The 24832-nt window shown below is 59.7% G+C and carries 28 protein-coding genes; 18 read left to right on the forward strand and 10 right to left on the reverse strand.

The genetic code is table 11. The features are described from left to right. Positions 1 to 2: 2 nt before the first annotated feature. From HGP17_RS05110 to HGP17_RS05125, 4 genes are all read left to right on the forward strand, one after another. Positions 3 to 833: a ferritin-like domain-containing protein gene (locus HGP17_RS05110; RefSeq protein WP_168806497.1), complete on the forward strand. Its 831-nt coding sequence runs from the start codon at positions 3 to 5 to the stop codon at positions 831 to 833. A gap of 114 nt (positions 834 to 947) precedes the next feature. Further along, complete coding sequence (locus HGP17_RS05115; protein WP_168806499.1) at positions 948 to 2258, forward strand: peptidoglycan DD-metalloendopeptidase family protein; 1311 nt, start codon at positions 948 to 950, stop codon at positions 2256 to 2258. A 197-nt stretch (positions 2259 to 2455) separates the two neighbouring features. Beyond that, a complete protein-coding gene (locus HGP17_RS05120; protein ID WP_168806501.1) occupies positions 2456 to 3973 on the forward strand; it encodes a DEAD/DEAH box helicase in 1518 nt (505 codons plus the stop codon). Between the two features lie 67 nt (positions 3974 to 4040). Beyond that, complete coding sequence (locus HGP17_RS05125; protein WP_168806503.1) at positions 4041 to 4463, forward strand: NUDIX domain-containing protein; 423 nt, start codon at positions 4041 to 4043, stop codon at positions 4461 to 4463. Between the two features lie 3 nt (positions 4464 to 4466). Here HGP17_RS05125 and HGP17_RS05130 read toward each other — a convergent pair whose 3' ends face one another. From HGP17_RS05130 to HGP17_RS05160, 7 genes are read right to left on the reverse strand one after another with little or no spacing between them, the layout of a single operon-like run. Continuing rightward, positions 4467 to 4787: a TfoX/Sxy family protein gene (locus HGP17_RS05130; RefSeq protein WP_168806505.1), complete on the reverse strand. Its 321-nt coding sequence runs from the start codon at positions 4785 to 4787 to the stop codon at positions 4467 to 4469. 3 nt (positions 4788 to 4790) lie between these two features. Continuing rightward, a complete protein-coding gene (locus tag HGP17_RS05135) occupies positions 4791 to 6425 on the reverse strand; it encodes a molybdopterin-binding/glycosyltransferase family 2 protein (protein WP_168806507.1) in 1635 nt (544 codons plus the stop codon). Next, positions 6422 to 7129, reverse strand: a complete 708-nt coding sequence (locus tag HGP17_RS05140) for an XdhC family protein (protein WP_168806509.1) — start codon at positions 7127 to 7129, stop codon at positions 6422 to 6424. Before HGP17_RS05140 ends, HGP17_RS05135 begins: the two co-directional genes overlap by 4 nt. Next, positions 7129 to 7458, reverse strand: a complete 330-nt coding sequence (locus HGP17_RS05145) for an XdhC family protein (RefSeq protein WP_168806511.1) — start codon at positions 7456 to 7458, stop codon at positions 7129 to 7131. The genes HGP17_RS05140 and HGP17_RS05145 overlap by 1 nt, the downstream gene beginning before the upstream one ends. Positions 7459 to 7465: 7 nt before the next feature. After that, a complete protein-coding gene (locus tag HGP17_RS05150) occupies positions 7466 to 8713 on the reverse strand; it encodes a VWA domain-containing protein (protein WP_168806513.1) in 1248 nt (415 codons plus the stop codon). A gap of 2 nt (positions 8714 to 8715) precedes the next feature. Continuing rightward, complete coding sequence (locus tag HGP17_RS05155) at positions 8716 to 9648, reverse strand: MoxR family ATPase (RefSeq protein WP_168806514.1); 933 nt, start codon at positions 9646 to 9648, stop codon at positions 8716 to 8718. A gap of 19 nt (positions 9649 to 9667) precedes the next feature. Further along, positions 9668 to 10144, reverse strand: coding sequence for a flavin reductase family protein (locus tag HGP17_RS05160; RefSeq protein WP_205925870.1), 477 nt, complete (start codon positions 10142 to 10144; stop codon positions 9668 to 9670). Positions 10145 to 10331: 187 nt separating this feature from the next. Here HGP17_RS05160 and HGP17_RS05165 point away from each other — a divergent pair, with 187 nt between their 5' ends. The 4 genes from HGP17_RS05165 (at position 10332) to purB (ending at position 14104) form a co-directional block, all read left to right on the forward strand. Continuing rightward, positions 10332 to 11414, forward strand: coding sequence for an ABC transporter substrate-binding protein (locus HGP17_RS05165; protein WP_168806518.1), 1083 nt, complete (start codon positions 10332 to 10334; stop codon positions 11412 to 11414). A gap of 80 nt (positions 11415 to 11494) precedes the next feature. Then, on the forward strand, positions 11495 to 12181 hold the full coding sequence (gene rpe, locus HGP17_RS05170) for a ribulose-phosphate 3-epimerase (protein WP_168806520.1): 687 nt from the start codon (positions 11495 to 11497) through the stop codon (positions 12179 to 12181). A gap of 94 nt (positions 12182 to 12275) precedes the next feature. Next, a complete protein-coding gene (locus HGP17_RS05175) occupies positions 12276 to 12689 on the forward strand; it encodes a hypothetical protein (protein WP_205925871.1) in 414 nt (137 codons plus the stop codon). Positions 12690 to 12802: 113 nt separating this feature from the next. Further along, entirely contained in the window at positions 12803 to 14104 is a 1302-nt protein-coding gene (purB, locus tag HGP17_RS05180; RefSeq protein WP_168806522.1) for an adenylosuccinate lyase, read from the forward strand. Here purB and HGP17_RS05185 read toward each other — a convergent pair. Together HGP17_RS05185 and HGP17_RS05190 are read right to left on the reverse strand one after the other, a co-directional pair. Next, positions 14085 to 14600, reverse strand: coding sequence for a low affinity iron permease family protein (locus HGP17_RS05185; RefSeq protein WP_168806524.1), 516 nt, complete (start codon positions 14598 to 14600; stop codon positions 14085 to 14087). The two genes, purB and HGP17_RS05185, sit on opposite strands and share 20 nt — an antisense overlap. Before the next feature lie 88 nt (positions 14601 to 14688). Then, the gene (locus HGP17_RS05190) at positions 14689 to 15486 is read right to left on the reverse strand and encodes a DUF2189 domain-containing protein (RefSeq protein ID WP_168806526.1); all 798 of its coding nucleotides are present in this window, start codon (positions 15484 to 15486) and stop codon (positions 14689 to 14691) included. A gap of 168 nt (positions 15487 to 15654) precedes the next feature. Between HGP17_RS05190 and HGP17_RS05195 the strand changes: the two genes are divergently transcribed. From HGP17_RS05195 to HGP17_RS05225, 7 genes are all read left to right on the forward strand, one after another. Then, entirely contained in the window at positions 15655 to 16209 is a 555-nt protein-coding gene (locus HGP17_RS05195) for an alpha/beta hydrolase (protein WP_168806528.1), read from the forward strand. A 264-nt stretch (positions 16210 to 16473) separates the two neighbouring features. After that, on the forward strand, positions 16474 to 17238 hold the full coding sequence (gene purC / locus HGP17_RS05200; RefSeq protein ID WP_069613005.1) for a phosphoribosylaminoimidazolesuccinocarboxamide synthase: 765 nt from the start codon (positions 16474 to 16476) through the stop codon (positions 17236 to 17238). Positions 17239 to 17255: 17 nt separating this feature from the next. Next, positions 17256 to 17498, forward strand: a complete 243-nt coding sequence (gene purS, locus HGP17_RS05205; protein WP_168806530.1) for a phosphoribosylformylglycinamidine synthase subunit PurS — start codon at positions 17256 to 17258, stop codon at positions 17496 to 17498. A gap of 8 nt (positions 17499 to 17506) precedes the next feature. Then, positions 17507 to 18064, forward strand: a complete 558-nt coding sequence (locus tag HGP17_RS05210; RefSeq protein WP_168806532.1) for an RNA 2'-phosphotransferase — start codon at positions 17507 to 17509, stop codon at positions 18062 to 18064. Further along, positions 18061 to 18732 (forward strand): phosphoribosylformylglycinamidine synthase subunit PurQ, encoded by a 672-nt coding sequence (gene purQ / locus HGP17_RS05215; protein WP_168806534.1) that lies wholly within the window; start codon positions 18061 to 18063, stop codon positions 18730 to 18732. Before HGP17_RS05210 ends, purQ begins: the two co-directional genes overlap by 4 nt. A gap of 124 nt (positions 18733 to 18856) precedes the next feature. After that, positions 18857 to 19264 (forward strand): hypothetical protein, encoded by a 408-nt coding sequence (locus HGP17_RS05220; protein WP_168806536.1) that lies wholly within the window; start codon positions 18857 to 18859, stop codon positions 19262 to 19264. Positions 19265 to 19339: 75 nt separating this feature from the next. Continuing rightward, positions 19340 to 19873 carry an AAA family ATPase gene (locus tag HGP17_RS05225; protein ID WP_168806538.1) on the forward strand — a complete coding sequence of 178 codons (534 nt, stop codon included), beginning with the start codon at positions 19340 to 19342 and terminating at the stop codon, positions 19871 to 19873. A gap of 40 nt (positions 19874 to 19913) precedes the next feature. Here the strand turns inward: HGP17_RS05225 and HGP17_RS05230 are convergent, their stop codons facing one another. Further along, the gene (locus tag HGP17_RS05230; RefSeq protein WP_168806540.1) at positions 19914 to 20159 is read right to left on the reverse strand and encodes a DUF1127 domain-containing protein; all 246 of its coding nucleotides are present in this window, start codon (positions 20157 to 20159) and stop codon (positions 19914 to 19916) included. A gap of 105 nt (positions 20160 to 20264) precedes the next feature. Between HGP17_RS05230 and HGP17_RS05235 the strand changes: the two genes are divergently transcribed. The 3 genes from HGP17_RS05235 (at position 20265) to purL (ending at position 24821) form a co-directional block, all read left to right on the forward strand. Next, positions 20265 to 21683, forward strand: coding sequence for a PLP-dependent aminotransferase family protein (locus HGP17_RS05235; RefSeq protein ID WP_168806542.1), 1419 nt, complete (start codon positions 20265 to 20267; stop codon positions 21681 to 21683). 120 nt (positions 21684 to 21803) lie between these two features. Then, complete coding sequence (locus HGP17_RS05240) at positions 21804 to 22418, forward strand: acyloxyacyl hydrolase (RefSeq protein ID WP_168806543.1); 615 nt, start codon at positions 21804 to 21806, stop codon at positions 22416 to 22418. 171 nt (positions 22419 to 22589) lie between these two features. Then, positions 22590 to 24821: a phosphoribosylformylglycinamidine synthase subunit PurL gene (purL, locus tag HGP17_RS05245; protein ID WP_168806545.1), complete on the forward strand. Its 2232-nt coding sequence runs from the start codon at positions 22590 to 22592 to the stop codon at positions 24819 to 24821. Positions 24822 to 24832 lie beyond the last annotated feature (11 nt).

Raw genomic sequence — 24832 nt, forward strand, 5'->3', positions numbered from 1 at the left:
GCATGGCAGGCACCGCCGAAACGATCACCTCGCTACGCGGCGGTGCCATTGCCGCCATCCGGTCTCCCGATCTCGATCGCAAGACCGGTTTGGCGCAGGAATCGGCAACGCGCTGGTTTGCCCGCACGCTCTCCCTGCGCTCGCCGCTCGATCCGCCATTGGCAGATCGTCCCGGCAGACCTGAGCGTCCCGAACTGGTTCCGCCGAAACACATGGAGAAGCGCTCGCTGCACACGCTCAAGGGCCGCATCGCGCTCTTGCATGCCATTGCCCATATCGAGCTGAATGCCGTCGATCTCGCGCTAGATATCGTCGCGCGCTTTGCCACAGAGCCCGTTCCGAATTCCTTCTTCGACGGCTGGATGCAGGTCGCCTTCGAAGAGGCCAAGCATTTCCGCATGGTACGCGAGCGATTGCGCGAGCTTGGCGCCGATTACGGCGACCTTCCCGCTCATGACGGCCTCTGGCAGGCAGCCCACGCCACCAGAACGGATCTGACCGCCCGCCTGGCGGTCGTGCCGCTGATCCTCGAGGCACGTGGCCTAGACGTAACGCCGGCACTCCAGGCGAAAATGCGCGAGACGGGCGATCTGGAAAGTGCAGCCGTGCTCGACGTCATCTACAATGACGAGAAAGGCCACGTTGCCGTCGGCGCCAAGTGGTTTCGCTTCCTATGCGCCCGCGAGAAGCGCGATCCCGCACGCACCTTTCAGGAGCTGGTGCGCGCCAATTTCCGCGGCTCGCTCAAGGCGCCTTTCAATGACATCGCACGGGCAGAGGCCGGATTGACGCCCTCTTTCTACCGCTCGCTCACATCCACAAGCAACGCTTAATATATTAAGGCGAAAGCGTTTTCCGGGATCTAGCCACGACAAAGAAAGTATTCGTTAACCATAATGGCGTGTACTTCCAATGGGTGTCAAAAGGCATCGATTGGGAGAGTCTCGGTGACAGCAATGCCTCAGAACCGGGTTTTCGGCAAGCAACAGCGGCAACACACGATCATCCTCGCCAGCGGCGACATGGTGCGTCATATGACCGTGCGCCCGTGGATGGCCGCACTTGCCGTCTGCGTGGTCGGTCTGTTTTCGATCGGCTATCTCCTCGCAACGTCCTATCTCGTGCTGCGCGACGATCTGATCGGCGCGACGATGGCACGCCAGGCGCGGATGCAATATGATTACGAGGATCGTATCGCCGCCTTGCGCGCACAGGTCGATCGCGTCACGTCACGTCAGCTCCTCGATCAGCAGGTTGTCGAGCAGAAGGTCGACAAGCTCATCGAGCAGCAGCAGCAACTCTCCTCGCGCGGCGGCAAATTGAATGCCCTGCTGGATCGAGCCGAAAGCTCCGGCCTGACGGACAAGGGTTCTCATGACGATGCGAACGCTCCGGCCGGCAAGAATGAGCACGCCCAGCTGACCGCTCCGAAGGCCATCGACAAGATTCTCGCCGGCGGCAAGACTTCCGACGTTGCCCCCGATAACTCCACCCTCGCCTATGTTCCCGCCCCTGAAACGGTCGCCGACCGCGCCGACCGTGTCTTCTCCAAAGTGACCCTTTCGCTGAAGCACATCGAGCAGGATCAACTCACGCGCATCCGCAATCTCACCGCCGACGCCTCCGACACGGCAAACCAGATCCAGTCGATCATGCACAATGTTGGGGTGAAAGTGCCGGACGCTGTTGCAAGTACTGAAGATGAGGATGGCGGCGTTGGCGGCCCCTATGTGGCGCCGGAAAATGTCGATCAGTTCGAACAGTCCATGGCGGATCTGGACACCGCATTGACGCGTCTGGAAACGGTTCGCGGCGCTGCCGAAAGCCTGCCTTTCCGCAACCCGGCGCCCGGCAAGCTCATTACCAGCCCGTTCGGCAACCGCAAGGACCCGTTCTTCGGGACGCTTGCGCTCCACACCGGCACCGATTTCCATTTTAGCCCCGGCGAAAAGATCAAGGCGACGGCACCGGGTAAAGTGGTCTCCGCCGGCTGGACCGGCGGTTACGGCAACATGGTCGAGATCGATCATGGCGACGGCATATCCACGCGCTACGGCCATATGGAACAGGTGTTGGTGAAAGCCGGCGACAAGATCGGCATGGGCGATGTCATCGGCCTCGCCGGTAGCACGGGGCGTTCGACGGGAACGCATCTGCACTACGAGGTTCGCGAGAACGGGCATCCCGTGGACCCCATGTATTTCATCAATGCCGGAACGAAGCTTGCAAGTTACATCAACGGATTGGGCGCAATTTAGCCGCCGAATTTGTGACAAACCGGCAACAAACATGACACTAATCTGAAAATTGCGTCACGAAATAGCTTCAGGCCGGCTGAAGCCTCTGCTTTCCTTGACTTCCTAGGTATTTGGTTCTATGTCGCGCTGCATTCCGGCACGTTCTTGCGTGTCGATTCATAGTGTTCGACCGAACCAAGACGGAACTAGTTTTCCCTTTGACAACATTTGCTGACCTTGGCTTGAGCCAAAAAGTCCTTTCCGCGGTGACTGACGCGGGTTACACGACACCGACTCCGATCCAGGCCGGAGCCATTCCATTTGCGCTTCAGCGCCGCGATATCTGCGGCATTGCGCAGACGGGAACCGGCAAGACGGCCTCTTTCGTGCTGCCGATGCTGACCCTTCTCGAAAAGGGCCGCGCCCGCGCTCGCATGCCGCGCACGCTGATTCTCGAGCCGACGCGCGAACTGGCAGCTCAGGTCGCCGAGAATTTCGAAAAATACGGCAAGAACCATCGCCTGAACATCGCACTGCTGATTGGCGGCGTGTCCTTCGAAGACCAGGACCGCAAGCTTGAGCGTGGCGCCGATGTGCTGATCTGCACGCCCGGCCGCCTGCTCGATCACTTCGAACGCGGCAAGCTGCTGATGAGTGCCGTGGAGATCCTGGTGATCGACGAAGCCGACCGCATGCTCGATATGGGTTTCATCCCGGATATCGAGCGTATCGCGAAGCTGATCCCGTTCACGCGTCAGACGCTGTTCTTCTCGGCAACCATGCCCCCGGAAATCCAGAAGCTGGCCGACCGCTTCCTACAGAATCCGGAGCGCGTCGAAGTTGCGAAGCCGGCATCGACGGCCAAGACCGTGACGCAGCGCTTCGTAGCCTCGCATGGCAAGGATTACGAAAAGCGCGCCACGCTGCGCGATCTCATCCGCGCCCAGACGGATCTCAAGAACGCAATCATCTTCTGCAATCGCAAGAAGGATGTTTCCGATCTTTTCCGCTCCCTGGATCGTCATGGCTTCTCCGCCGGCGCCCTGCACGGTGACATGGATCAGCGCTCGCGTATGACCATGCTGCAGAATTTCAAGGACGGGAACCTGCAGCTGCTCGTTGCTTCCGATGTCGCAGCGCGCGGCCTCGACATCCCCGACGTCAGCCACGTTTTCAACTTCGATGTTCCGATCCATTCGGAAGATTATGTTCACCGTATCGGCCGTACCGGCCGCGCTGGCCGCTCTGGCGCCGCTTTCACGATCGTGACGAAGCGCGACACCAAGCATGTCGACGCGATCGAGAAGCTGATCGGCGAGGATGTGCAGTGGTTGAGCGGCGACCTGTCGTCGCTTCCGCCGGCAGACGAGAGCAATGATGATAATCGTTCCTCGCGCCGTCGCGACACCAAGGGCAAGGGCCGCGATCGGGATCGCAGCCGCGGAGGCCGGAGTGCCTCGAGTCATAAATCTGATATCGACGTCGAGGATAATGGCGTCGTAGCGATCGAAGCAGCACCAGCAAAGGCCGAAAGCGTGAGAAACGAGCGCAAGTCTGAGAACAACAACAAGTCCCACAACGGTTCTCGCAACAATAATCGCCCCTTCCCCGCTGCAAACGACGACAATCGCGAGCGCCGTAATCGCTACCGCGACCACGATGACGGTCCGACACCGGTTGGTTTCGGTGACGACATCCCTGCTTTCATGCTGATCGTCGCGAACGCCAAGGCCTGATAGATCCTCTAGAACACGCAGCGGAGTCCCGTGTGGTCACCGTTGCCGTAACAGCGGGATCCAAGCATTGGGCAAGCCCGGTATCGATTTCCCTGGATTAGGAACTGGTCTGGCAATTCTGCGGGACGGTAAGATATTGCTTTATCGGCGCCTGAAAGCGCCGGAAGCAGGCTTCTGGAGCATCGTCGGCGGCAAGGTCGACCATATGGAACCAGCCGCCAAGGCAGCCATCCGCGAAGCGGAAGAGGAAAGCGGCCTCTCGATCGGACAAATCGAATATCTTTGCACAGAAGAAGTGATGGTCGAGGCTGATCGCCAGCACTGGATCTCGCTGATCTATGTCTGCCGTGATTTCTCCGGCGAGCCGCGATTGGTGGAGCCCGACAAGCTCTCTGACTTCGGCTGGTTCGGCCGTGCCGAATTGCCGTCTCAGCTTTCCGATTTTGCCAAGGCAACCATCGCGCATCTCAGCGAAGACGATTTGCGCTGAAACTTATTTGTCTGCGCGCAACGCAGCCTCATAGGCAAGCCCCACCCAGCGCGCCATCACATCCGGATCGTCGAAGGCGTCATCGGGAACCGACCAGTAGGGCATGTTCACCGCCTTGCCTTTCTTGCCCTCATAGGCCCAGCGGCGCGCGCCGGCAGCCTCGAACTCCGAGGCGCTGACATCATCAGCCTTTAGGAGGATCTCGTCGCCCACCTCGAGCGCCAGGATCCTGCCCATGTGATAAATACCCTTGCCGCCAAACATCCGCTTGATCGTGATCGGCCCAAGCGACTGAAACATCTCCTCGATATCGGTATTATCCATTCCCTACCCCTTCAGAACACCACCAGCCGCAACGACAGCCTCCGGCGTGTCGACATCGAGATGTGCCGCCTCGCCAATGTCTACATCAATCACCGCAAGCCCCGAGGTTTCGATGATGTGGCGTGCGCCGACATCGCCCTCGAGCCGCATCACCGCGCTGAAAACCGAGCGCGGCAGGATGACGGGATTGCCGCGCTTGCCACCCGATACCGCCCTGACGATTGCCTGACCGTTGGCTTTGCGGAAGGCGGCAATAAGCGTTTTCAGATCGTCTCCAGTCACGCCGGGCATGTCGGCCAGCATGACAAGCACGCCGTCCGCTCCCTGCGCGACTTGCGTCCCGACGCCTGCCACAAGCGAACTTGCCATGCCGGAAGCATAGTCCGGATTATAGACCCGCTCGACCGCAAGATCGCCGAGCGCTCGCTCGATATCGTCCCGTCGATGCCCGGTCACCGCGACAGTCGCCGAGGCGCCGCTTTCGATCGCCGTCAATGCCGACTTGCGGATCAATGGCACACCATCGAATTCGGCCAGCAGCTTGTGGGAGCCACCGTCGCCCATACGGCTGGCCTTCCCGGCCGCCAGCAATACGATGGCAACAGAGATCTGCGCGGCAGGCTTGGCGGCGATGTCGCGCGGCCGTGGCCGGGATTGAATTTCCATCAGCAATCCTCCGACACCCATACCGCTAATATCTCTGGAACTCGGTCGTTCGCCGGCTAATATGCGGTTCAACACCCAGTCGAAACCGTTTTCCTTCGGGCTGCGCGCGCATCCGGGCGCGCCCATGATATGCACCTCGCCAAGCTTGCCGAGCACCAGAAGATTACCCGGATCGACGGGCATTCCGACCTGTATGACCTCGCCACCCGCAAGCCGGATCGCCGCCGGAATGACATCGTCGGCATCGATCACGGCGGAGGCGCCGAACACGATCACCAGCTTGGGCAGTTGATCCGGCACCTCGACCGCACGACAGATGGCGTCGGCAACGGCGCTCGCCTGATGAGCCACCCGCTCCTCTCGCTGCAGCACGCTGCCCGACGACTGCAATCGCTGTGAGAGAATGCGCGTCGTCTTGTCCATCACGCCGGCCTTCAGCGAAGGCAGCTGCGTTGCGACAAGCGAGACGGCATGGGGCTGGAACGGCTTGACCTCGAAAACCACCATGCGCCGAAGAATCTCGATACCTTCTGCAACTTTCGTTGCCGCAACCGCGAGCGGAATGATCTTGAAGGTGGCCACCATATCGCCTGCACGGACGGACACATGATCGTCAAGACAAGCCAGGGTAATCGCCGGATCGACGCCATTCAGCCGGTTGACCGCCTCACGATTTGCGGCGAACAGCCCATCGACAGCGCTGTGGACGTTGACACGGCCGGTCGCCGCCGCCGAGAAGGTCAGATGATCGGGCGCAACCGCCTGTGCGAGCTGTTCGGCTGCCTCATCCTCCAGCAGATCGCCGGCTTCGATGCGCGCGGCAATCACGCGATCGATCCCGGCGGCAACCAGTCGCTCCAGATCGATACGGTCCAGCCTATGCCCTTTGCCGAAACTGGCATCGGCCAATCGAACCGAATGGGCAAGCACCGTCCCTTCCGCTTCAGCTGTCTGAAATTCTCCAAAAATCATGGCCTTACGCCCTTGGGCAAAGAAACATCGCGACCGCGAAGCGACCCGACGATCTCGGCCAGAATGGCAACGGCGATTTCCGCCGGGTTCGCTGCACCGATCGGAAGCCCGATCGGCGCATGGATCCGAGCAAGATCGGCATCCGACACACCCTCGCGTTTCAAACGCTCCAGTCGGCCGGCATGGGTCTTACGGCTGCCGAGAGCGCCGACGTAAAAACAGCCCGTCCTCAAAGCCTGGATGATCGGCTCGTCATCGATCTTCGGGTCATGCGTGACGGCGACCAGGGCCATATAGCTGTCGAGCGGCCGCTCCTTCAGCGCGTCCACCGGCCAGTCGGCAATCAGATCGATACCTTCGAAGCGCTCCGGTGTGGCAAAGGCAGTGCGGGGATCGATGATGGTTATGTCGAAGCCGGCCAGCGCCGCCATGCGCGCCAGAACCTGGCTGATATGCACGGCACCGATGACGACGATGCGCGGCGGCGGCAGATGAACGTTGAGAAAGACACTCTTTCCGTCGATAGTCACCGCCGAGGATTTGCCCGAACGGAAAGCTGCCGCAACGGCATCGGCCAATGATCCTTCCAGTCCGTCGCCTTCGACAATGAGCCTGTCCGACCCTCCGGTGAGATCCGTAACAAGGATCGCCGCCTGCCGCTCGCGGCGCAAACTATTCAGTCGCGCCAGTATCTGACGATCCATCAGGCAAGCCTCTCGACATAGACACGGATGCGACCACCACAGGAGAGGCCGACGCGCCACGCTGTCTCATCGGCAACACCGAATTCGAGCATCCTGGCTTCTCCGCCTTCGATCACATCGAGCGCTTCCGTAATGACCGCACCTTCCACGCAGCCACCGGAAACGGAACCGTGGAAATTGCCTTCACCATCGATCACGAGATGACTGCCGGCCGGGCGCGGTGCCGAACCCCAGGTCTCGACAACGGTCGCCATCGCCACGTTGCGGCCTGCGGACGCCCATTCCTCCGCAATGACAAGCGGATCCAGATTTTCGTGTAGATCGGACATCGGTGCCTCATTGCTTGCCGAGAAACCGCTTGGGATCATAGGCACCCGCGCGGCCGGCCGTAAGGGCCGATACAAGATCGGCCAGAGATAATAGATTGTGAACGGGACGGAATTCGTCAACATGCGGCAGCATGGCTTTTACGCCACGCGCACGCGCCTCGAAGCCGTCGAAGCGCAGGAGCGGGTTGAGCCAGATCAGCCGCCGGCACGAGCGATGAAGTCGATCCATCTCCTGCGCCAGCAACTCGACGCCTTCGCGCTCGAGGCCATCAGTAATCAAAAGTACGATCGCGCCCTGCCCAAGCACCCGCCGGCCCCATAGCCGGTTGAACTCCTTGAGCGTTTCGCCGATCCGCGTCCCGCCGGACCAGTCGCGGACCGCTGCGGCACATTCGTCCAGCGCCTGATCCGGATCCTTGTGGCGCATCGCCCGGCTAACGTTCGTCAGGCGCGTGCCGAACAGGAACGTATGAACGCGACGACGACGCTCCGTCAGCACATGCAGGAAATGCAGGAAGATGCGAGTGTACTGGCTCATCGAACCAGATATATCCGCCAGCACGACAAGCGGCGGCTGGATGTCTCTTGGTTGGCGAAAACGCGGCAGGATCAGCGAGCCGCCCGTGCGCAAGGCAGATCGCATCGTCGCGCGCGGATCGACCTTGGCGGATCGGCGAGATGGCTGAAAACGGCGTGTGCGTACCCGGTCGAGCGGCAACTCGAGCTTGGCGAGTTCCTTCTTTGCAAATGCGATCTCAACCGCCGACATCTGAGCGAAATCCAGCCTGCGCAGGACTTCGCTGCCCGAAGTCGTGAAACGGGCATCGATCTCGATATCGGGCGTCTCACGCTCAGGACGCCGATTATCACGACTGCCCAACAGCGCATCGGCGGCACGCGTTTCGCCGGGTTTTGGCTTTTCCTTTTCCCGATTATCGGGCGCGACAGGAGACATCATCGCGATCATCTTGGAAACCAGATCGCGCGAGCGCCAGAAAAGCCGAAATGCCTCGTCGAAAACCGCAATATCCTCGTGCCGCTTTACGAAGGTCGAACAGAGAGCCGCATGGAATTCGTCACGCGAGCCGATGCCGATGGCCTCGACGGCCTCGATCGCATCCGCAATGGCGCCGGGTCCGATCTTCAAACCGGCTTTGCGAAGTGCGCGCCCGAACAGCACGATATTGTCAGCCAGCCGTCCATCACCCGGCGGTGACTGAGCGGCCACAAGACTATCCCGCGCGCCAGTCTGCATTCTCAGCCCGCCGCCCGCAGCTCGGATTTCATCTCGTCCAACACACGTTTGCCCTCGCTGCCCTGGATGCGTGCAATATCGTCCTGGTATTTCAGCAATGTTCCCAGCGTGTCGGAGATCGTTTCAGGATCGAGCGCCAGCCGATCGAGTTCCGTGAGCGCGTTGGCCCAGTCAATCGTCTCGGCGACGCCCGGGTTCTTGTAGAGATCCAGCGTGCGCAGCTTCTGGACATAAGCGACGATCTGGCATGACAAGGCGTCGTTACAGCCGGGCACCTTGCGACGAATGATGTCCAGTTCCTGCTCCGCCTGCGGGTAATCGACCCAATGATAGAGGCACCGCCGTTTCAGGGCATCATGAACTTCACGCGTCCGATTGGTGGTGATGATGACGATGGGCGGCTCTTGCGCGCGGATCGTGCCGAGTTCCGGTATGGTGACCTGAAAGTCGGACAGCACTTCGAGAAGAAAAGCCTCGAAGGCTTCGTCTGTTCGGTCCAGTTCGTCGATCAGAAACACAGGCGCACGCCCACCGACATCGGACAGCGCCTGCAGCACCGGCCGACGAATGAGGTATCGCTCCGAGAAAATATCCGCCTCGATGCGATCGCGGTCTGTCAGACCCGATGCTTCGGCAAGACGAATTTCCAGCATCTGCGCCGGGTAATTCCATTCATAGACGGCCGAGGATACATCGAGCCCCTCATAGCATTGCAAGCGAATGAGCGGCCGGTCGAGCGCTTTCGACAAGACCTTGGCGATCTCCGTCTTGCCGACGCCGGCCTCGCCCTCGAGAAAGAGAGGCCGCTTCATCTTCAACGCAAGAAAAAGCACGGTGCCAAGCGCGCGGCCGGCCAGATAATCGTGAGCTGCAAGCAAAGCCATCGTCTCGTCGATCGAGCGAGGCAGCGAAGGTGATGATGTCTGATCCGCCATGATAACTCCCTTGGAGGAGTTATAGCGTGTGATAGCCTCTGTTCATATACAGCAATGCCGGCTTCGCTTCACTGTAGCGCACGGCCATCACTTCACCGAAGATGATATTGTGCGTCGAAGCCTGCTTCATTTCAACGACACGGCAATCGAAGGCGGCAAGCGCATCCGTCAGGACCGGCGCTCCGGTAGCAAGCGTTTCGAACGTACCGGCGGCAAAACGCTCATCGACCGTCAGCGGCGTCTTGCCCGAAAAGGCGTCGGCCAGGGATTGATGATGTGCACCGAGCGTATTCAGGGCGAATATGCCGCTCCTGAAGAAGATCTCGTTTTTTACATTGCTATTGTTGAGGCAGATCAAAACGGTGGCAGGACTGTCCGAGAGGGAGCAGGCAGCTGTGATCGTCACGCCACGACGCTCACCGCCGAGGGCGGTTGTCACCAGCTGCACATGACCCGCATAGCGGCTCATGGCATCGCGATAAAGCGCCGGATCCATACGCTGCCTGTCTAGCACCACCGTCTCCATCTTTCCCTGATATGCCGTCTTTTCCTCAATATGGCGGCCAGGTGTTAGCTTTTCTACAATAGCATTATTGAAAACAGAGCGATTTTGCTGCTTTTTCTTTGACGATGGCCTTCAGGTGGATAAATAGAGCAGAAAAATTGTCCGGGATAATTCATCGATGAACGTTCTGCGTCGCCTTCCGCTTCTTTTTGCGCTGCTTTCGGCGGCCGGAAGCAGCTACGCCGCAGGAATCCACATTGGTGTCGTGGCACCGCAGGATGGCAATTTCGGCACATTGGGCGCTGAGGTCACCACCGGCGCCAATTTCGAGATCCAGGCGCAGAAGGATACGGCAACCGTTGTCGACGAACCCTGCACAGAGGATGGCGGCCGCGCTGTCGCCGAGGCACTGATTGCCGCCAAGGCCCAGGTCGCGATCGGCTTTCTCTGCACGGAAACGCTGGAAGGCGCTTTGCCGCGCCTCAAGGATGCTGGCATACCGGCAATCACCGTCTCCGTTCGCTCCCGCATTTTGATGGAAGATGCACTGAAGAACGGCTGGCCGCTCTTCCGCCTCGCACCGGTGGATAGCGCGGAGGCCGCCATGGCCATCAACACCATCCTGAAAGACTGGGCGGCCGACCCGTTGGCCCTGATTGACGATGGCACCATCCATGGTCGGGAACTGGTCGGCGCCATCCGCAGCGCGCTCGAAGAAAAAGGGCTTAAGCCGGTCTTTACCGATACCTACCGCCCCGGCCAGGATCAGCAGATCGCACTGGTGCGCCGCTTGAAGAAGGCCGGCGCCGCGCGCGTCTTCATCGGGGGTGATCGCAGCGACGTCGCCGTGATCGCCCGCGATGCTAAGAGCGAGAATATTCCGCTCGCGATCGTGGGCGGCGATGCCATGCGCGCCGCCGATCAGCCCGTGCCGCTTTTGCCCGGCGTTCAGGCGATCGCCTTGCCAGATTACGCAAGCCTGCCGGCATCACAGGAAACGGTACAGGCCATGCGCTCCGGCGGCATAGAGCCCGACGGCTATATCCTGCCTGCCGCCGCCGCCGCCGAGATTGCCAGCCAGGCAGCCGACCGCGCCAAGGCTGCGAACAAGCCGATAGCCGACGCCCTCATTGGCAATGCGTTTCAGACGGCGATCGGTCCGATCACATTCGGACAGAACCACGAATTGACTGAAAATCCCTATCGCCTGCTCGAATGGCGCGGCAATGCCTTTGCGCCGGTAACGCCGCCATCGAACTGAAACGAGCCGTTCGACCGGTTGTTTGCCCGCGGCAGCGGTGCTAATCCATGCACGAAAAATCAGATGGAGTCTCGCTATCCATGACCTTGCCGATCCGCATTGCCCCTTCCATTCTCGCCGCCGACTTCGCCAAGCTTGGACAGGAAGTCAAGGATGTGACCGAGGCCGGAGCCGACTGGATCCATCTCGACATCATGGACGGTCACTTCGTCCCGAACATTTCCTTCGGTGCGGATGTCATCAAATCGCTGCGCCCGTACACGACGGCAACGTTCGATTGCCATCTGATGATTGCGCCGGCCGATCCCTATCTCGAGGCGTTCGCCAAAGCCGGTTGCGATCGCATCACGGTTCATGCCGAAGCCGGCGTGCACCTGCATCGTTCGCTGCAGACCATCCGCCATCTCGGCAAGAAGGTCGGCGTTACCCTCAACCCGGCAACACCGCTTTCCATACTGGAAAACGTACTCGACGATATCGACCTCATCCTGATCATGTCCGTGAACCCGGGCTTTGGTGGCCAGAAGTTCATCCCGGCCATGGCCGACAAGATCCGCAGCGCCAAGTCCCTGATCGGTGACCGGCCGATCGAGCTGGAAGTCGACGGCGGCGTTTCCACGGAAACCGCCGGCCTGATTGCAGCTGCGGGCGCCAACGTCTTTGTTGCCGGCTCGGCCATCTTCAAGGGAGAATCGGTCGATGCCTACCGGCAGACGATCGGTGATCTCAGAGCCGCAGCCGAACGAGGCCGCGTTGGATCAAACTAATCCAACCGCCATCCTGAAAGCGACGGCCCGAAAGCGGACCGTCGCATCCTACTGCCTTGGAATTTCATACGGTGCGGTCTGCTGGGGCGCAGCCATGACCGTGTCGGTATTTGCAGCGCTTTATCTGCGCAACGGCCTTCTGACGAGCCACATTACCGCCCTCGCCCTCGTCTACTTTTTCGGTAGCGCGATTTCCTGGCTTATCATGGTGCCGCTGGCCGACCGTTTTGCCAGAAGCCGCCCGGTGAGCGCACGTTTTGCCGCGTTCTTCCTTGCTCTATCGCTCGGCACCGTCGCCATGACGGCATTTCTCTTTGCCATGGATTACCGCTGGTTTTACTCGCGCTGGCACGCGCCGTTCGGCTCGCTGATCTGGATATTCCAGTTCCTGTTTACAGGTGCCAGCGCCGTCTATCAGTTCGCCGTGCTCGGCCTCAGCCTGTTCCTGCCGTTCGGCCTGCTTTTCCTGATCGCCGCATCCGTCTATCTTGCACGCGCCAGGCGTTGAGGCGAAAGATCGCCCCGACAACATTGTGCCCATGAAACATTGTGATTGCCGCCCGTCTTTGTTATGGGGGCGCCAAGTTCTCCCGTTCCGTTAGCCAAGAAAGTTTTGAGCCCATGATCCCGCGCTACTCCCGACCGGAAATGGTCGCCATCTGGTCGCCCGAAACCAAGTTTCGCATCTGGTTCGAGATCGAAGCCCATGCCTGCGACGCGCTGTCCGCTCTCGGCGTCATTCCGAAGTCTGCCGCCGAAACCATTTGGGAAAAGGGTGGCAAGGCCACGTTCGACGTCGCGCGCATCGACGAGATCGAAGCCGTCACCAAGCACGACGTCATCGCTTTCCTGACGCATCTTGCGGAGATCGTCGGTCCCGACGCTCGTTTCGTCCATCAGGGCATGACCTCGTCCGACGTGCTCGACACCTGCTTCAACGTTCAGCTCGTCCGCGCCACGGATCTGCTGCTCGCTGATATCGACAAGCTGCTGGACGCCCTGAAGCGCCGCGCTTTCGAGCATAAGGACACCGTCACGATCGGCCGTTCGCACGGCATCCACGCCGAGCCCATCACTTTCGGCATCAAGCTGGCGCTCGCCTATGCCGAATTCGAGCGCTGCAAGCAGCGCCTGATCGCGGCCCGCGAGGAAGTCGCCACCTGCGCCATTTCCGGCGCCGTCGGCACCTTCGCCAATATCGATCCCCGCGTCGAGGAACACGTCGCCGCCGCACTCGGCCTGAAGCCGGAGCCGGTGTCCACGCAGGTCATCCCCCGCGACCGTCATGCCATGTTCTTCGCGACGCTCGGCGTCGTCGCCTCTTCGATCGAGCGTCTTGCCACCGAAATCCGCCACCTGCAGCGTACCGAAGTTTTGGAAGCCGAGGAATATTTCTCGCCCGGCCAGAAGGGCTCTTCGGCGATGCCGCACAAGCGCAATCCGGTTCTCACGGAAAACCTGACGGGTCTTGCTCGCATGGTTCGCTCTTACGCCATGCCGGCCATGGAAAACGTTGCACTCTGGCATGAGCGCGACATCTCGCACTCCTCGGTCGAACGCATGATCGGACCGGACGCCACGGTCACGCTCGATTTCGCGCTGGCCCGCATGACGAGCGTCATCGACAAGCTTCTCGTCTATCCGGAAAACATGATGAACAACCTGAACAAATTCCGCGGACTTGTTCACTCGCAACGCGTACTGCTGGCGCTGACCCAAGCCGGCGTTTCCCGCGAGGATTCCTATCGTCTGGTTCAACGCAACGCCATGAAGGTCTGGGAACAGGGCAAGGACTTCCTGGAGGAGCTGCTTGCCGACCAGGAAGTACGCGCCGCGCTATCCGAAGAAGACATCCGCGAAAAATTCGACCTTGGCTATCACACCAAGCACGTCGATACGATCTTCAAGCGGGTTTTCGGCTAGACGCCGCCGTCTTGGATTGATTGCGATTGGAAGCGGTGCGGCTGTCGCGCCGCTTCTCTTTTTTCACGGCGGATTTCTTCACAATCGTGGCACCGCCGTCGCTGACCTTGCCACCCGCGTCATTCAATTGCTCTTCGTGGCGCTTCGCGGCCTTTTCGACAAGCCTGTCGAGATGTTTCAAATCCTCTTCGTCGAGGTTCTCAATTCCGACAAAGCGATCCTCGGCGGCGCTGGTCAGGATCAACTCGTTGAGCTTGGCTTGAATGGCGCGCGTATCACGGGTCTGGGCGTTCTGCAGCAGGAACACCATCAGGAAGGTGACGATCGTCGTGCTGGTGTTGATCACCAGCTGCCATGTATCGGAATAGTCGAAAATCGGCCCTGTGACGCCCCACAATATGACCGAGAAAAGTGCCAGCACGAATATGCTGGGCTTGCCGGTCCATTCGGACACCGTGACGGCGAAACGGGTGAAGATATGCGTAAGCCAAGCCATGATCCGCATCTCCATGATGATGCGGATCAAACGTCAAAACTCTGTCGCGGTTCCACCGGCCGATGAGAACCGAGGAAAGCCGGATCGGCTACTCCCGAACCACCAGCTTGCGGTAGAGATGCCAGGATGCGTGGCCAAGAACGGGCATCACGACGGCGAGCCCGGCAAAGACCGGGATCGTGCCGATGACGAGCAGTCCCGCCACGATCAAACCCCAGACAGCGATCGGCACCGGATTGGTCAGCGTTGCCCGGATGCTGGCGTCGATCGCGGCGACGACACCGACGTCCCGGTCCAGCAATAGCGGAAAAGTCACGACCGTCGTTGCCAATGCAACGAGCGCAAAGAGGAATCCTGCAAGATCGCCCCAGAACATCATCGCCCTGCCTTCGGGCGTCGTCGTCACGCTCGACAGGAAGGAGGAAAGTGTTGGCGGCACGCCATCGCCGAAATAGATGAAGTAGATATTCTGGGCCACGAATAGCCATACGATGAACAGGCCGAGAAGCATGAGGCCGGCGACGATGATCGATGGCAGGGCCGGTGAAAAGCGAACATCGAACGCATGGCTCCAGGACGTATCCAGCCCTTGCTCCCGGCGCTTGCTGATTTCATAGAGGCCGATGGCGGCCAACGGGCCGAGCAGCGCGAAGCCGGACATCAGCGGAAACAGCAATGGCAGCAGATTCTGGTCTGTGCTCCAGATCGCGAGCGCAATGCCCGCTATCGGGTACATCAGGCATAAGAAGACGTAATGAGATGGTTTTTCGCTGAAGTCGTTCAGCCCTAGCTTCAGGGCGTCAACGAGATCGGCAATGCCAATCTTGCGGATGGCCGGACGCGTGAATACGCGATCCGCGCCAGCCATGACGTGAAAGTCCGTCATGATGCTCTCCTCCTCAACCGTGGTGCTCGGCTGGCGGTGCAAGATGGCGGCAAATTGGTGGCCGACATCGTCATTCGCTACCGGCAAAGGCGATCCTAGCAAATTTTGCCGCAATTGTCGCCTTTTTCCCTTGACACTTGGGTTCACCTTTTCCACATCGGCCCCATCATGAAAGTCTCCGACGCAGATATCCTCATTATTCCCGGTTACACCAACTCAGACGCCGATCACTGGCAGACGCGCTGGGAGCAGAAACTCTCGACCGCCCGCCGTGTTGAACAGGCAGAGTGGTCGAAGCCTGTGCGCGACGATTGGGTGGCCCGCATCGCCGAAGAGGTGAATGCTTCGGAGCGCCCTGTCGTGCTCGTGGCGCATTCTCTCGGCATTCCCTCTGCGATCCATGCCATCCCGCATTTTCGCAACAAGGTTGCCGGTGCCTTCTTCGTCGCGCCGCCTGATGTCGCCAATGCCACGATCCGGCCAAAGCATCTGATGACCTTCGGCCCCTACCCGCGTGATCCCTTGCCGTTTCCCTCGGTCACGATCGCAAGCCGGAACGATCCCTTCGGCAGCTACGAGCATGCCGACGAGATTGCCAACAGCTGGGGTTCGCTCCTGATCGACGCCGGGGAATCTGGCCATATCAACAGCGAATCCGGTCACGGCCCATGGCCCGAAGGCACGATGGTTTTTGCGAAATTCCTGAGCCAGTTGAAACCATAATCGCACAGCGTGCATCGAATGGAGGCGAGGCAAGCCCTCATAAGCCTGTGAAGTAACAGGCACCTTCATTCCATCGTTAGATAAAAGCCTGTAAAACAGGTCATGACAGGATCCCGATTCCCAGCAATGGTGCCCCGCCAAGGCCGGAATTCCGAGGAAGGAGGCGCAGGCGGATTGTGAATTCGCTTCTTATCCGTTATGGGGACGCCCACACACGATCCACTTGCGCTGTCCCATGAGCGCCAAAGACAGAGAACAATACCAATGAACCGTCGCCGCCGTATCTACGAAGGCAAGGCCAAGATCCTTTATGAAGGACCTGAGCCGGGCACGCTGATCCAGTTCTTCAAGGACGACGCTACCGCCTTCAACAAGAAGAAGCACGAAGTCATCGATGGCAAGGGTGTTCTGAACAATCGCATCTGCGAGTATATTTTCAGCCATCTGAACAAGATCGGCATTCCCACCCATTTCATCCGCCGCCTCAATATGCGCGAGCAGCTGATCAAGGAAGTGGAGATGATTCCGCTCGAGATCGTCGTGCGCAATGTCGCGGCCGGTTCGCTCGCCAAACGCCTCGGTATCGAGGAAGGCGTTGTCCTGCCGCGCTCGATCATCGAGTTCTATTACAAGTCCGACGCGCTCGAGGACCCGATGGTTTCCGAAGAGCACATCACGGCTTTCGGCTGGGCCAATCCGGCGGAACTCGATGACATCATGGCGCTTGCCATCCGCGTCAACGACTTCATGACCGGCCTTTTCCTCGGCGTCGGCATCCAGCTCGTCGATTTCAAGATCGAATGCGGCCGTCTGTTCGAAGGCGACATGATGCGCATCATCCTCGCCGACGAGATCTCCCCGGACAGCTGCCGTCTCTGGGATATCGAAACCCGCGAGAAGATGGACAAGGATCGCTTCCGCCGCGACATGGGCGGCCTGCTGGAAGCCTATTCCGAAGTCGCTCGCCGCCTCGGAATCATCAATGAAAACGAACCCGTGCGCGGCACGGGACCGGTTCTCGTCAAGTAAGTTCAGGAAGGACAATCGTGATCAAGGCTCGTGTAACCGTCACGCTGAAGAACGGCGTTCTCGATCCGCAGGGCAAGGCAATCGAAGGCGCTCTCGGTGCACTCGGCTTTGACGGCGTCCACCAGGCCCGCCAAGGCAAGGTCTTCGACCTTCAGCTGGAAGGCACCGACAAGGCCAAGGCGGAAGCGGACCTCAAGGCGATGTGCGAAAAGCTCCTCGCCAACACCGTCATCGAGAACTTCAGCATTTCGATCGACTGACACCGTTGATGGCATCCACGAAACTCCAGACCGACATCTCGAAGTTCATGAGCTACGTGCTGAGGCATGCGCCCCATGAAGTCGGCTTGCATCTGGATTCGGAAGGTTGGGTGCCTTTCATCGATCTGAAGAAGGCCGTCCTGGACCGCTTCGATGTAAGCGAGGCCGATATCCTGGAGGTGATCGCTTCCAATCCCAAGAAGCGCTTCACATTGATGGATGATCGCATCCGTGCGGCGCAGGGTCATAGTGTCGCTGTCGACCTGGCCTTGATCGCATCAGTGCCGCCATCGACGCTGTTTCACGGAACAGCGCTCGAGAGCTGGCCAGCTATTCAGGCGTCGGGATTGAAGAAGATGCAGCGCCATCATGTTCACCTGTCACCGGATGTGGAGACAGCCAAAATCGTCGCAACGAGACGGAAGGGTGATCATATCATCCTCGAAATCGATGCGGCGCGCATGCATGCGGAAGGTCATTCTTTCTTTGTCAGCGACAATGGGATATGGCTCACCGATCACGTTCCAAGCCAGTATCTTTCGCCTCTTGCGGGACCAGCATCATGAAATCAGCAGTCGTCCAACTTCCCGGCCTCAATCGCGATCGCGACATGATCGCGGCACTGACCAAGATTTCCGGTCAAGCACCGGTAACCGTCTGGCAGACAGAGACCGAGATTCCGGATGTCGACCTGATCGTCATTCCCGGCGGTTTTTCCTATGGCGACTATCTGCGATGCGGCGCGATCGCAGCGCGCATGCCGATCATGCAGGCGATCAAAGACAAGGCAGACAAGGGCGTGAAAGTTCTCGGCGTTTGCAACGGCTTCCAGATCCTGCTTGAGGCCGGCATGCTTCCGGGCGCCTTGATGCGTAACTCCTCGCTGAAATTCGTCTGCCGCGAAGTGAAGCTGGAAGTCGTCAATGCCGAGACGGATTTTACCGCGGCTTATGCCAGGGGCCAGATCATCCGTAGCCCTGTTGCGCATCACGACGGCAACTATTTTGCCGATGCCGACACGCTGAAGGCGCTAGAAGATAATAGCCAGGTGGTCTTCCGCTACGCCGAAGGCACCAATCCGAACGGATCGGTCAACGATATCGCCGGCGTCGTAAACGCCAAGGGCAATGTGCTCGGCATGATGCCGCATCCGGAGAATCTGATCGAGGCGGCCCATGGCGGCAGCGACGGTCGCGGGCTTTTTGCATCCGCACTTGGCGTGATCGCCGCTTGATGAAGGGCTGAACGGCCATCGGAACCATAAAATCGGCGTCTTTGCATAGAACAGCGAAGACACCGAAAAGTGACTTGGCGATATGCGGCACGCAAGCCCTGAACGCCTTATTGGAAAGAGATTGATGCGCGCTCGCCTTCTGACAGGACTTTCTTCTGCCGCTGCCATCGCGATGGTTGGGTTACTGGTGACATCGTGCGGCCCGAAGCCGCCAAGCATCAGCGCGACGGATCATAGCGCCCTGTCGACAATGGAGCGTGTCATGCTGAGCGCCAGCACCTGCTGGTTCAAGTCGTCAGATCCGAGCTTCAGCGGCTATCAACTCTCTCCCGAACTCAATTCCTTTACCGGTCGGCCGCGCATCCTCGTGGTCGACAAGAAGCATCCGACCGGCCGGCCGTCGCTTGTTGTGCAGGCGGAAGGTAGCCCTGCACAGCTGCAGGCCTTCGGTCCGATGATGAGCGGCGCTTCAGGCGGCCGCATCACAGGTGACGTCAATCGTTGGGCTGCAGGGTCGAAGAGCTGCACCTAAGCAATACCCTGATCTGTTCAATCTGCAACATCCCAGCCGACGCATGACGTTCCTTCAACAATAGGGGCTAATGCCATGGACAGATTTGTCATTCTTTCGGGCTGCTCAGGCGGCGGTAAATCGACGTTGCTGGAGGCTTTGAGATTGCGTGGGCACCACGTCATCGAGGAGCCGGGACGGCGTATCGTCGCTCAGGAGCTGGCAGGCGGCGGCTCCGCCTTGCCGTGGGTCGATATCGAAGCATTCATTCGCCGGGCAATCGATATGTCGCTCGCCGATCGGCAGGCCGCAGCAGCGCTCCCCGGTACCGTCTTCTTCGACAGAGGGTTGATCGATGCCATATCGGCGCTCCGGCATGTCACGGGAGAGCCAGCCTTGACTACCTATGGCCCAATGCACCGCTACAACAGCCATGTCTTTCTCACGCCACCATGGCCGGAAATCTATGTTGGTGATGGCGAACGCAGACACGGGCTCTCGGAAGCGATCGCCGAATACGAGCGTCTGATCACCGACTACTCGGCTCTCGGTTACGAAGCCCACATATTGCCCAAAACCAGCGTCGCAGAGCGCGCCGATTTCGTGCTTGCGACCCTCGGTCTAAACTGAAGGCTGCCCCATGCGGGCTAAAGCAGGCAGCGCGATCCGATCAATCCCAGAAGAACGATTTGTTGACTTCTTTCATTGCCTGCCGGCGCGTCAGCCCGATGTCACGCAACTGTTCGTTGGTCAACTCGCGCAGGACATAACGGCCCTCGCGCGTTTGCCTCCACGATAGGAAGGATGCCCAGAGGCGCATCGTCAGGCGCGGCTTTGGCTGAGCCGCTGTGTTATCGCGACCCAAGGCGGGAGCTTGTCCCGCCTCGGTCGAGCAGATTGTATCGATTGTACTCATTGCATCGCTCTCGTGATAGTGACAAATATTGGCGTACCGAGCCAAACAGTACAATTGACACTTAGTATTGACTCCGAACGCGATGCAATCTAGGAAATTGTCATTATGACAAATTGGCTCCCTGACATTTCGAGCGGCAATGGACCGGTCTATATCCGCGTTGCCGACTGCATCGAGAACGCGATTACGCATGGTGTCTTGCCGCCCGGCACGAAGCTGCCGCCGCAGCGCAATCTTGCCTATGACATTGGCGTTACCATCGGCACGGTGAGCAGGGCCTATGCGCTCGTGCATGAGCGCGGCCTGGTGGCGGGTGAAGTCGGACGAGGCACCTATGTGCTGGAGCGCTCGAACGGCAAACAGATCGAACAGGTGGATCCGATCACTCAGGCGCTTGCCGGCACGCGCGGCTTGAACACGCCCGACGCCAAAATCCGCTTCGATACGACGGCTGCGCCGGATATCGGCCAGGGCGGCATCATCGGCAAACTCTTTGCGGATATCAGCACAGAGCATCAGGCCGAGATTTCCTCCTACTCCCGGAACTTCCCGACAAGCTGGTTCGAAGCCGGAAAGATCTGGCTTGCCCGCAATGGCTGGATCCCCGATATAGATACGGTCGTACCGACGCTGGGTGCCCATGCCGGCGCCATAGCCGTCATTTCGGCCGTTACCTCACCCGGTGATAAGATTGTCTTCGAGAATCTGACCTATACCCAGATCAGCCGCGCCACCCGTCTTCTCGGACGGCGCTCGGTATTGGTCGATTCCGACGAGCACGGCATGATTCCGGACGAGTTCGAACGGCTGTGCCAACAGCAGCATCCCCGCCTCGCCTTCCTGATGCCGACAGCGCATAATCCCACACTGGTGACAATGCCTGAGGCTCGTCGTCGCGCCATCGCGGCAATTGCTCGCCGCCATAGCGTCTGGCTGATCGAGGATGATCTTTACGGCGGCATGACCGGCGATGAGAATCCGCTGATGGCGGCTATCGCACCCGAGCGCACCTTTGTCGTCAGCAGCCTGTCGAAGTCGGTGACAGCCGGCGTGCGCGGCGGCTGGGTCGCCTGCCCGCCGCATTTCGCCCAACGCATCAAGGTCACGCACAAGATGACGACGGGCGGTCTGCCCTTCATTCTCGCGGAGACCTGTGCCCGTCTGGTGCTTGATGGTCATGCATTGGATCTACGCCGCAAAGCGGTCGAGGAAATCAAGGCGCGCGAGCAGATTGCACGGGAAGCATTGGCAGGCTTCGAGTTCAACTCGCATCCGCATCTGCCGTTTCTGTGGCTGAAATTGCCGGAGCCATGGCTGTCAGGCACGTTCAAGAACGCAGCGATTGGAGACGGCGTTCTGATCGACGACGAAGATGAATTCAAGGCCGCGCGCATGGAAAAAGTCTATCATCGCGTCCGCGTTGCTTTCTCATCGCCAAAACAACGGGAAGATGTCACGGCAGGCTTCATGACACTGCGACGGTTGCTGGAAAACGGTTCGTCCGGTTACGATAGTCACATTTAAGCAAGCCTTGCCGCTTATTGACAACGGAATAGCAAGATTCCGATTGCGTTTTGCCGACACTTAGCAACCTACTAGTCCCTCAGAAATACTAAAGATTCGCCCGCCAGCCAGGGGGAGTGCATGGCTATAGATCGCGTTTCAGCATGCAATTTAAGCAAGCGTTTAGTGACGAGTTTTCTGGCAGTCAGTTCCATCTTCATCGTAGGCAATTCTGTCGCAACCGCTGCCGATCAAGTGACGACCGCGCCTCCTGTCAAGATTTTCGACGAACTCCGTTTCGGCGCAAGCGGCTCCATCCAGAGCGGCTATGACCACGAAAAGGGCGTGTTTCCGGAAGTTCAGGTGCTCTTCAATCCGTTCGGCTACAATCCGACGGCCGATTGGAAGGACCAACTGGCCCATCCTCGCATCCATGTGGGAACGTCGATCGGAACAGCCGGTTCGGCGACACAGGTCTATGGCGGTCTCTCTTGGACGCTGACGCACAGCAACGGCATCTTCACGGAAGTCGGCTTCGGCGGGACGGTCCATACCGGCAATCTCGACAATTGGCAGGACCACGGCCCGATGCTCGGCTGCCGCCTGCTGTTCCACGAATATGCCGGCCTCGGATATAATTTCGACAGCCACTGGAACGTCATGGCTCAGATCGCCCATTCGTCGCACGCTAATCTCTGCGATGGGCCGAATGGCGGCATGACTCGTGCCGGCGTCATGGTCGGCTACAAATTCTGACCTTCTGTGAGCGGCCTCAATGGGCTGCTCGTTTAAAACTCGGAAATGAATGCCGGCGTCTTGTGAACGCCGGTGATTTTCCTGTCGCACGACAGGGAGACTTGCGCTAAAGAGACCCCGATCCCCTGACCGGCCTTCAAACCCTTTACAGGCAAGGACCCTCGAGCGCCCATGACCATTTCCAATTCGATCCAGATCACCCCCGAACTGATTGCCGCCCACGGCCTCAAGCCGGATGAGTATCAGCGCATTCTGGATCTGATCGGCCGCGAGCCCTCCTTCACCGAGCTCGGCATTTTCTCGGCCATGTGGAACGAGCACTGCTCGTACAAGTCTTCCAAGAAGTGGCTCCGCACGCTGCCGACCAAGGGACCGCGCGTCATTCAGGGTCCGGGCGAAAATGCCGGTGTCGTCGATATCGATGACGGCGACTGCGTCGTCTTCAAGATGGAGAGCCATAACCACCCGTCTTACATCGAGCCTTATCAGGGTGCTGCGACCGGCGTCGGCGGCATCCTGCGCGACGTCTTCACCATGGGTGCCCGCCCGGTTGCTGCCATGAACGCACTGCGCTTCGGCGAGCCGGATCACCCGAAGACCCGTCACCTCGTCTCCGGCGTCGTTGCCGGTGTCGGCGGCTATGGCAACTCCTTCGGTGTTCCCACGGTCGGCGGCGAAGTAGAGTTCGACGCACGCTATAACGGCAATATTCTCGTCAACGCCTTTGCGGCGGGCCTTGCCAAGTCCAACGCGATCTTCCTCTCGGAAGCCAAGGGTGTCGGCCTGCCGGTCGTTTATCTCGGCGCCAAGACCGGCCGTGACGGTGTCGGCGGCGCGACCATGGCATCGGCTGAATTCGACGAATCGATCGAGGAAAAGCGCCCGACTGTTCAGGTCGGTGACCCCTTCACCGAGAAGTGCCTGCTGGAAGCCTGCCTGGAACTGATGCAGACGGGCGCCGTCATTGCCATCCAGGACATGGGTGCAGCCGGTCTCACCTGCTCGGCCGTCGAAATGGGCGCCAAGGGCGACCTCGGCATCGAGCTCGATCTCGACAAAGTGCCGGTACGCGAAGAGCAGATGACGGCCTATGAAATGATGCTATCGGAAAGCCAGGAGCGCATGCTCATGGTGCTGCAGCCGGAAAAGGAAGCCGTCGCCAAGGCGATCTTCGTCAAGTGGGGCCTGGATTTCGCCATCGTCGGCAAGACGACCGACGATCTGCGCTTCCGCGTCATCCATCAGGGCGAGGAAGTCGCCAACCTCCCGATCAAGGATCTGGGCGACCAGGCGCCGGAATACGACCGTCCGTGGCGCGAAGCCGACAAGCGTGCCGCCCTGCCCGCCGATCTCGTCGCCGCGCCGGAAGACTATGGCCAGGCCCTGCTGAAACTCGTTGGCTCTGCCAACCAGTCCAGCCGCCGCTGGGTCTACGAACAGTACGACACGCTGATCCAGGGCAACTCGCTGCAGCTTCCCGGCGGTGACGCCGGCGTCGTCCGCGTCGAAGGTCATCCGACCAAAGCCCTCGCCTTCTCGTCCGACGTCACGCCGCGCTATGTCGAAGCCGACCCGTTCGAAGGCGGCAAGCAGGCTGTGGCCGAATGCTGGCGCAACATCACGGCAACCGGCGCCGAGCCGCTGGCCGCGACCGACAATCTGAACTTCGGCAATCCGGAGAAGCCCGAAATCATGGGCCAGTTCGTCGGCGCCATCAAGGGCATCGGCGAAGCCTGCCGCGCACTTGATTTCCCGATCGTCTCCGGCAACGTCTCGCTCTACAACGAAACCAACGGCGTCGCGATCCTGCCGACCCCGACCATTGCCGGCGTCGGCCTGCTGCCGGACTGGAAGACGATGGCTCGCATCGGTTCCGCTTCGGAAGGTGACCGCGTCCTGATGATCGGCCTTGACGGCAGCCATCTCGGCTCGTCGATCTATCTGCGCGATATCATTGGTTCCACCGACGGTCCGGCCCCGGAAGTCGATCTCTTTGCCGAACGCCGCAACGGCGATTTCATTCGCTCCGCCATCCGCAACGGCCAGGTCACGGCTTGCCACGACATTTCGTCCGGCGGCCTCGCGCTTGCTCTGGCGGAAATGGCGATGGCATCTGGCAAGGGTCTGCGCATCGATCTCGGTGAATGCAGGACGCTGCCGCATGCGGCACTTTTCGGCGAAGATCAGGCTCGTTACGTCATCACTGTTCCGGCCGATGTCGCCGATTTCGTCTGCATCAATGCGGAGAGCGCCGGTGTGCCCTTCCGCCGTCTCGGAACCGTCGGCGGCGACGCACTTGCGATCGATGGCCTGTTAACGCTTCCGGTTGAACAGTTGCGCGATGCGCATGAATCGTGGTTTCCTGCCTTCATGGATGGCGGCGCGCTCGCCGCTGCTGAATAATCGAGGTAGAC

It is taken from the genome of Rhizobium sp. P38BS-XIX (assembly GCF_012641435.1).
Lineage (GTDB): Bacteria > Pseudomonadota > Alphaproteobacteria > Rhizobiales > Rhizobiaceae > Rhizobium.

Bases quoted from the DNA above. Each gene is read 5' to 3' on its own strand.
- HGP17_RS05110 (WP_168806497.1), top strand. From the start codon at position 3: ATGGCAGGCACCGCCGAAACGATCACCTCGCTACGCGGCGGTGCCATT.
- HGP17_RS05130 (WP_168806505.1), bottom strand. From the start codon at position 4,787: ATGGATAATACCGATATCGAGGAGATGTTTCAGTCGCTTGGGCCGATC.
- HGP17_RS05135 (WP_168806507.1), bottom strand. From the start codon at position 6,425: ATGATTTTTGGAGAATTTCAGACAGCTGAAGCGGAAGGGACGGTGCTT.
- HGP17_RS05140 (WP_168806509.1), bottom strand. From the start codon at position 7,129: ATGGATCGTCAGATACTGGCGCGACTGAATAGTTTGCGCCGCGAGCGG.
- HGP17_RS05145 (WP_168806511.1), bottom strand. From the start codon at position 7,458: ATGTCCGATCTACACGAAAATCTGGATCCGCTTGTCATTGCGGAGGAA.
- HGP17_RS05150 (WP_168806513.1), bottom strand. From the start codon at position 8,713: ATGCAGACTGGCGCGCGGGATAGTCTTGTGGCCGCTCAGTCACCGCCG.
- HGP17_RS05155 (WP_168806514.1), bottom strand. From the start codon at position 9,648: ATGGCGGATCAGACATCATCACCTTCGCTGCCTCGCTCGATCGACGAG.
- HGP17_RS05160 (WP_205925870.1), bottom strand. From the start codon at position 10,144: ATGGATCCGGCGCTTTATCGCGATGCCATGAGCCGCTATGCGGGTCAT.
- HGP17_RS05165 (WP_168806518.1), top strand. From the start codon at position 10,332: ATGAACGTTCTGCGTCGCCTTCCGCTTCTTTTTGCGCTGCTTTCGGCG.
- rpe (WP_168806520.1), top strand. From the start codon at position 11,495: ATGACCTTGCCGATCCGCATTGCCCCTTCCATTCTCGCCGCCGACTTC.
- HGP17_RS05175 (WP_205925871.1), top strand. From the start codon at position 12,276: ATGACCGTGTCGGTATTTGCAGCGCTTTATCTGCGCAACGGCCTTCTG.
- purB (WP_168806522.1), top strand. From the start codon at position 12,803: ATGATCCCGCGCTACTCCCGACCGGAAATGGTCGCCATCTGGTCGCCC.
- HGP17_RS05185 (WP_168806524.1), bottom strand. From the start codon at position 14,600: ATGGCTTGGCTTACGCATATCTTCACCCGTTTCGCCGTCACGGTGTCC.
- HGP17_RS05190 (WP_168806526.1), bottom strand. From the start codon at position 15,486: ATGACGGACTTTCACGTCATGGCTGGCGCGGATCGCGTATTCACGCGT.
- HGP17_RS05195 (WP_168806528.1), top strand. From the start codon at position 15,655: ATGAAAGTCTCCGACGCAGATATCCTCATTATTCCCGGTTACACCAAC.
- purC (WP_069613005.1), top strand. From the start codon at position 16,474: ATGAACCGTCGCCGCCGTATCTACGAAGGCAAGGCCAAGATCCTTTAT.
- HGP17_RS05210 (WP_168806532.1), top strand. From the start codon at position 17,507: ATGGCATCCACGAAACTCCAGACCGACATCTCGAAGTTCATGAGCTAC.
- purQ (WP_168806534.1), top strand. From the start codon at position 18,061: ATGAAATCAGCAGTCGTCCAACTTCCCGGCCTCAATCGCGATCGCGAC.
- HGP17_RS05220 (WP_168806536.1), top strand. From the start codon at position 18,857: ATGCGCGCTCGCCTTCTGACAGGACTTTCTTCTGCCGCTGCCATCGCG.
- HGP17_RS05225 (WP_168806538.1), top strand. From the start codon at position 19,340: ATGGACAGATTTGTCATTCTTTCGGGCTGCTCAGGCGGCGGTAAATCG.
- HGP17_RS05230 (WP_168806540.1), bottom strand. From the start codon at position 20,159: ATGAGTACAATCGATACAATCTGCTCGACCGAGGCGGGACAAGCTCCC.
- HGP17_RS05235 (WP_168806542.1), top strand. From the start codon at position 20,265: ATGACAAATTGGCTCCCTGACATTTCGAGCGGCAATGGACCGGTCTAT.
- HGP17_RS05240 (WP_168806543.1), top strand. From the start codon at position 21,804: ATGGCTATAGATCGCGTTTCAGCATGCAATTTAAGCAAGCGTTTAGTG.
- purL (WP_168806545.1), top strand. From the start codon at position 22,590: ATGACCATTTCCAATTCGATCCAGATCACCCCCGAACTGATTGCCGCC.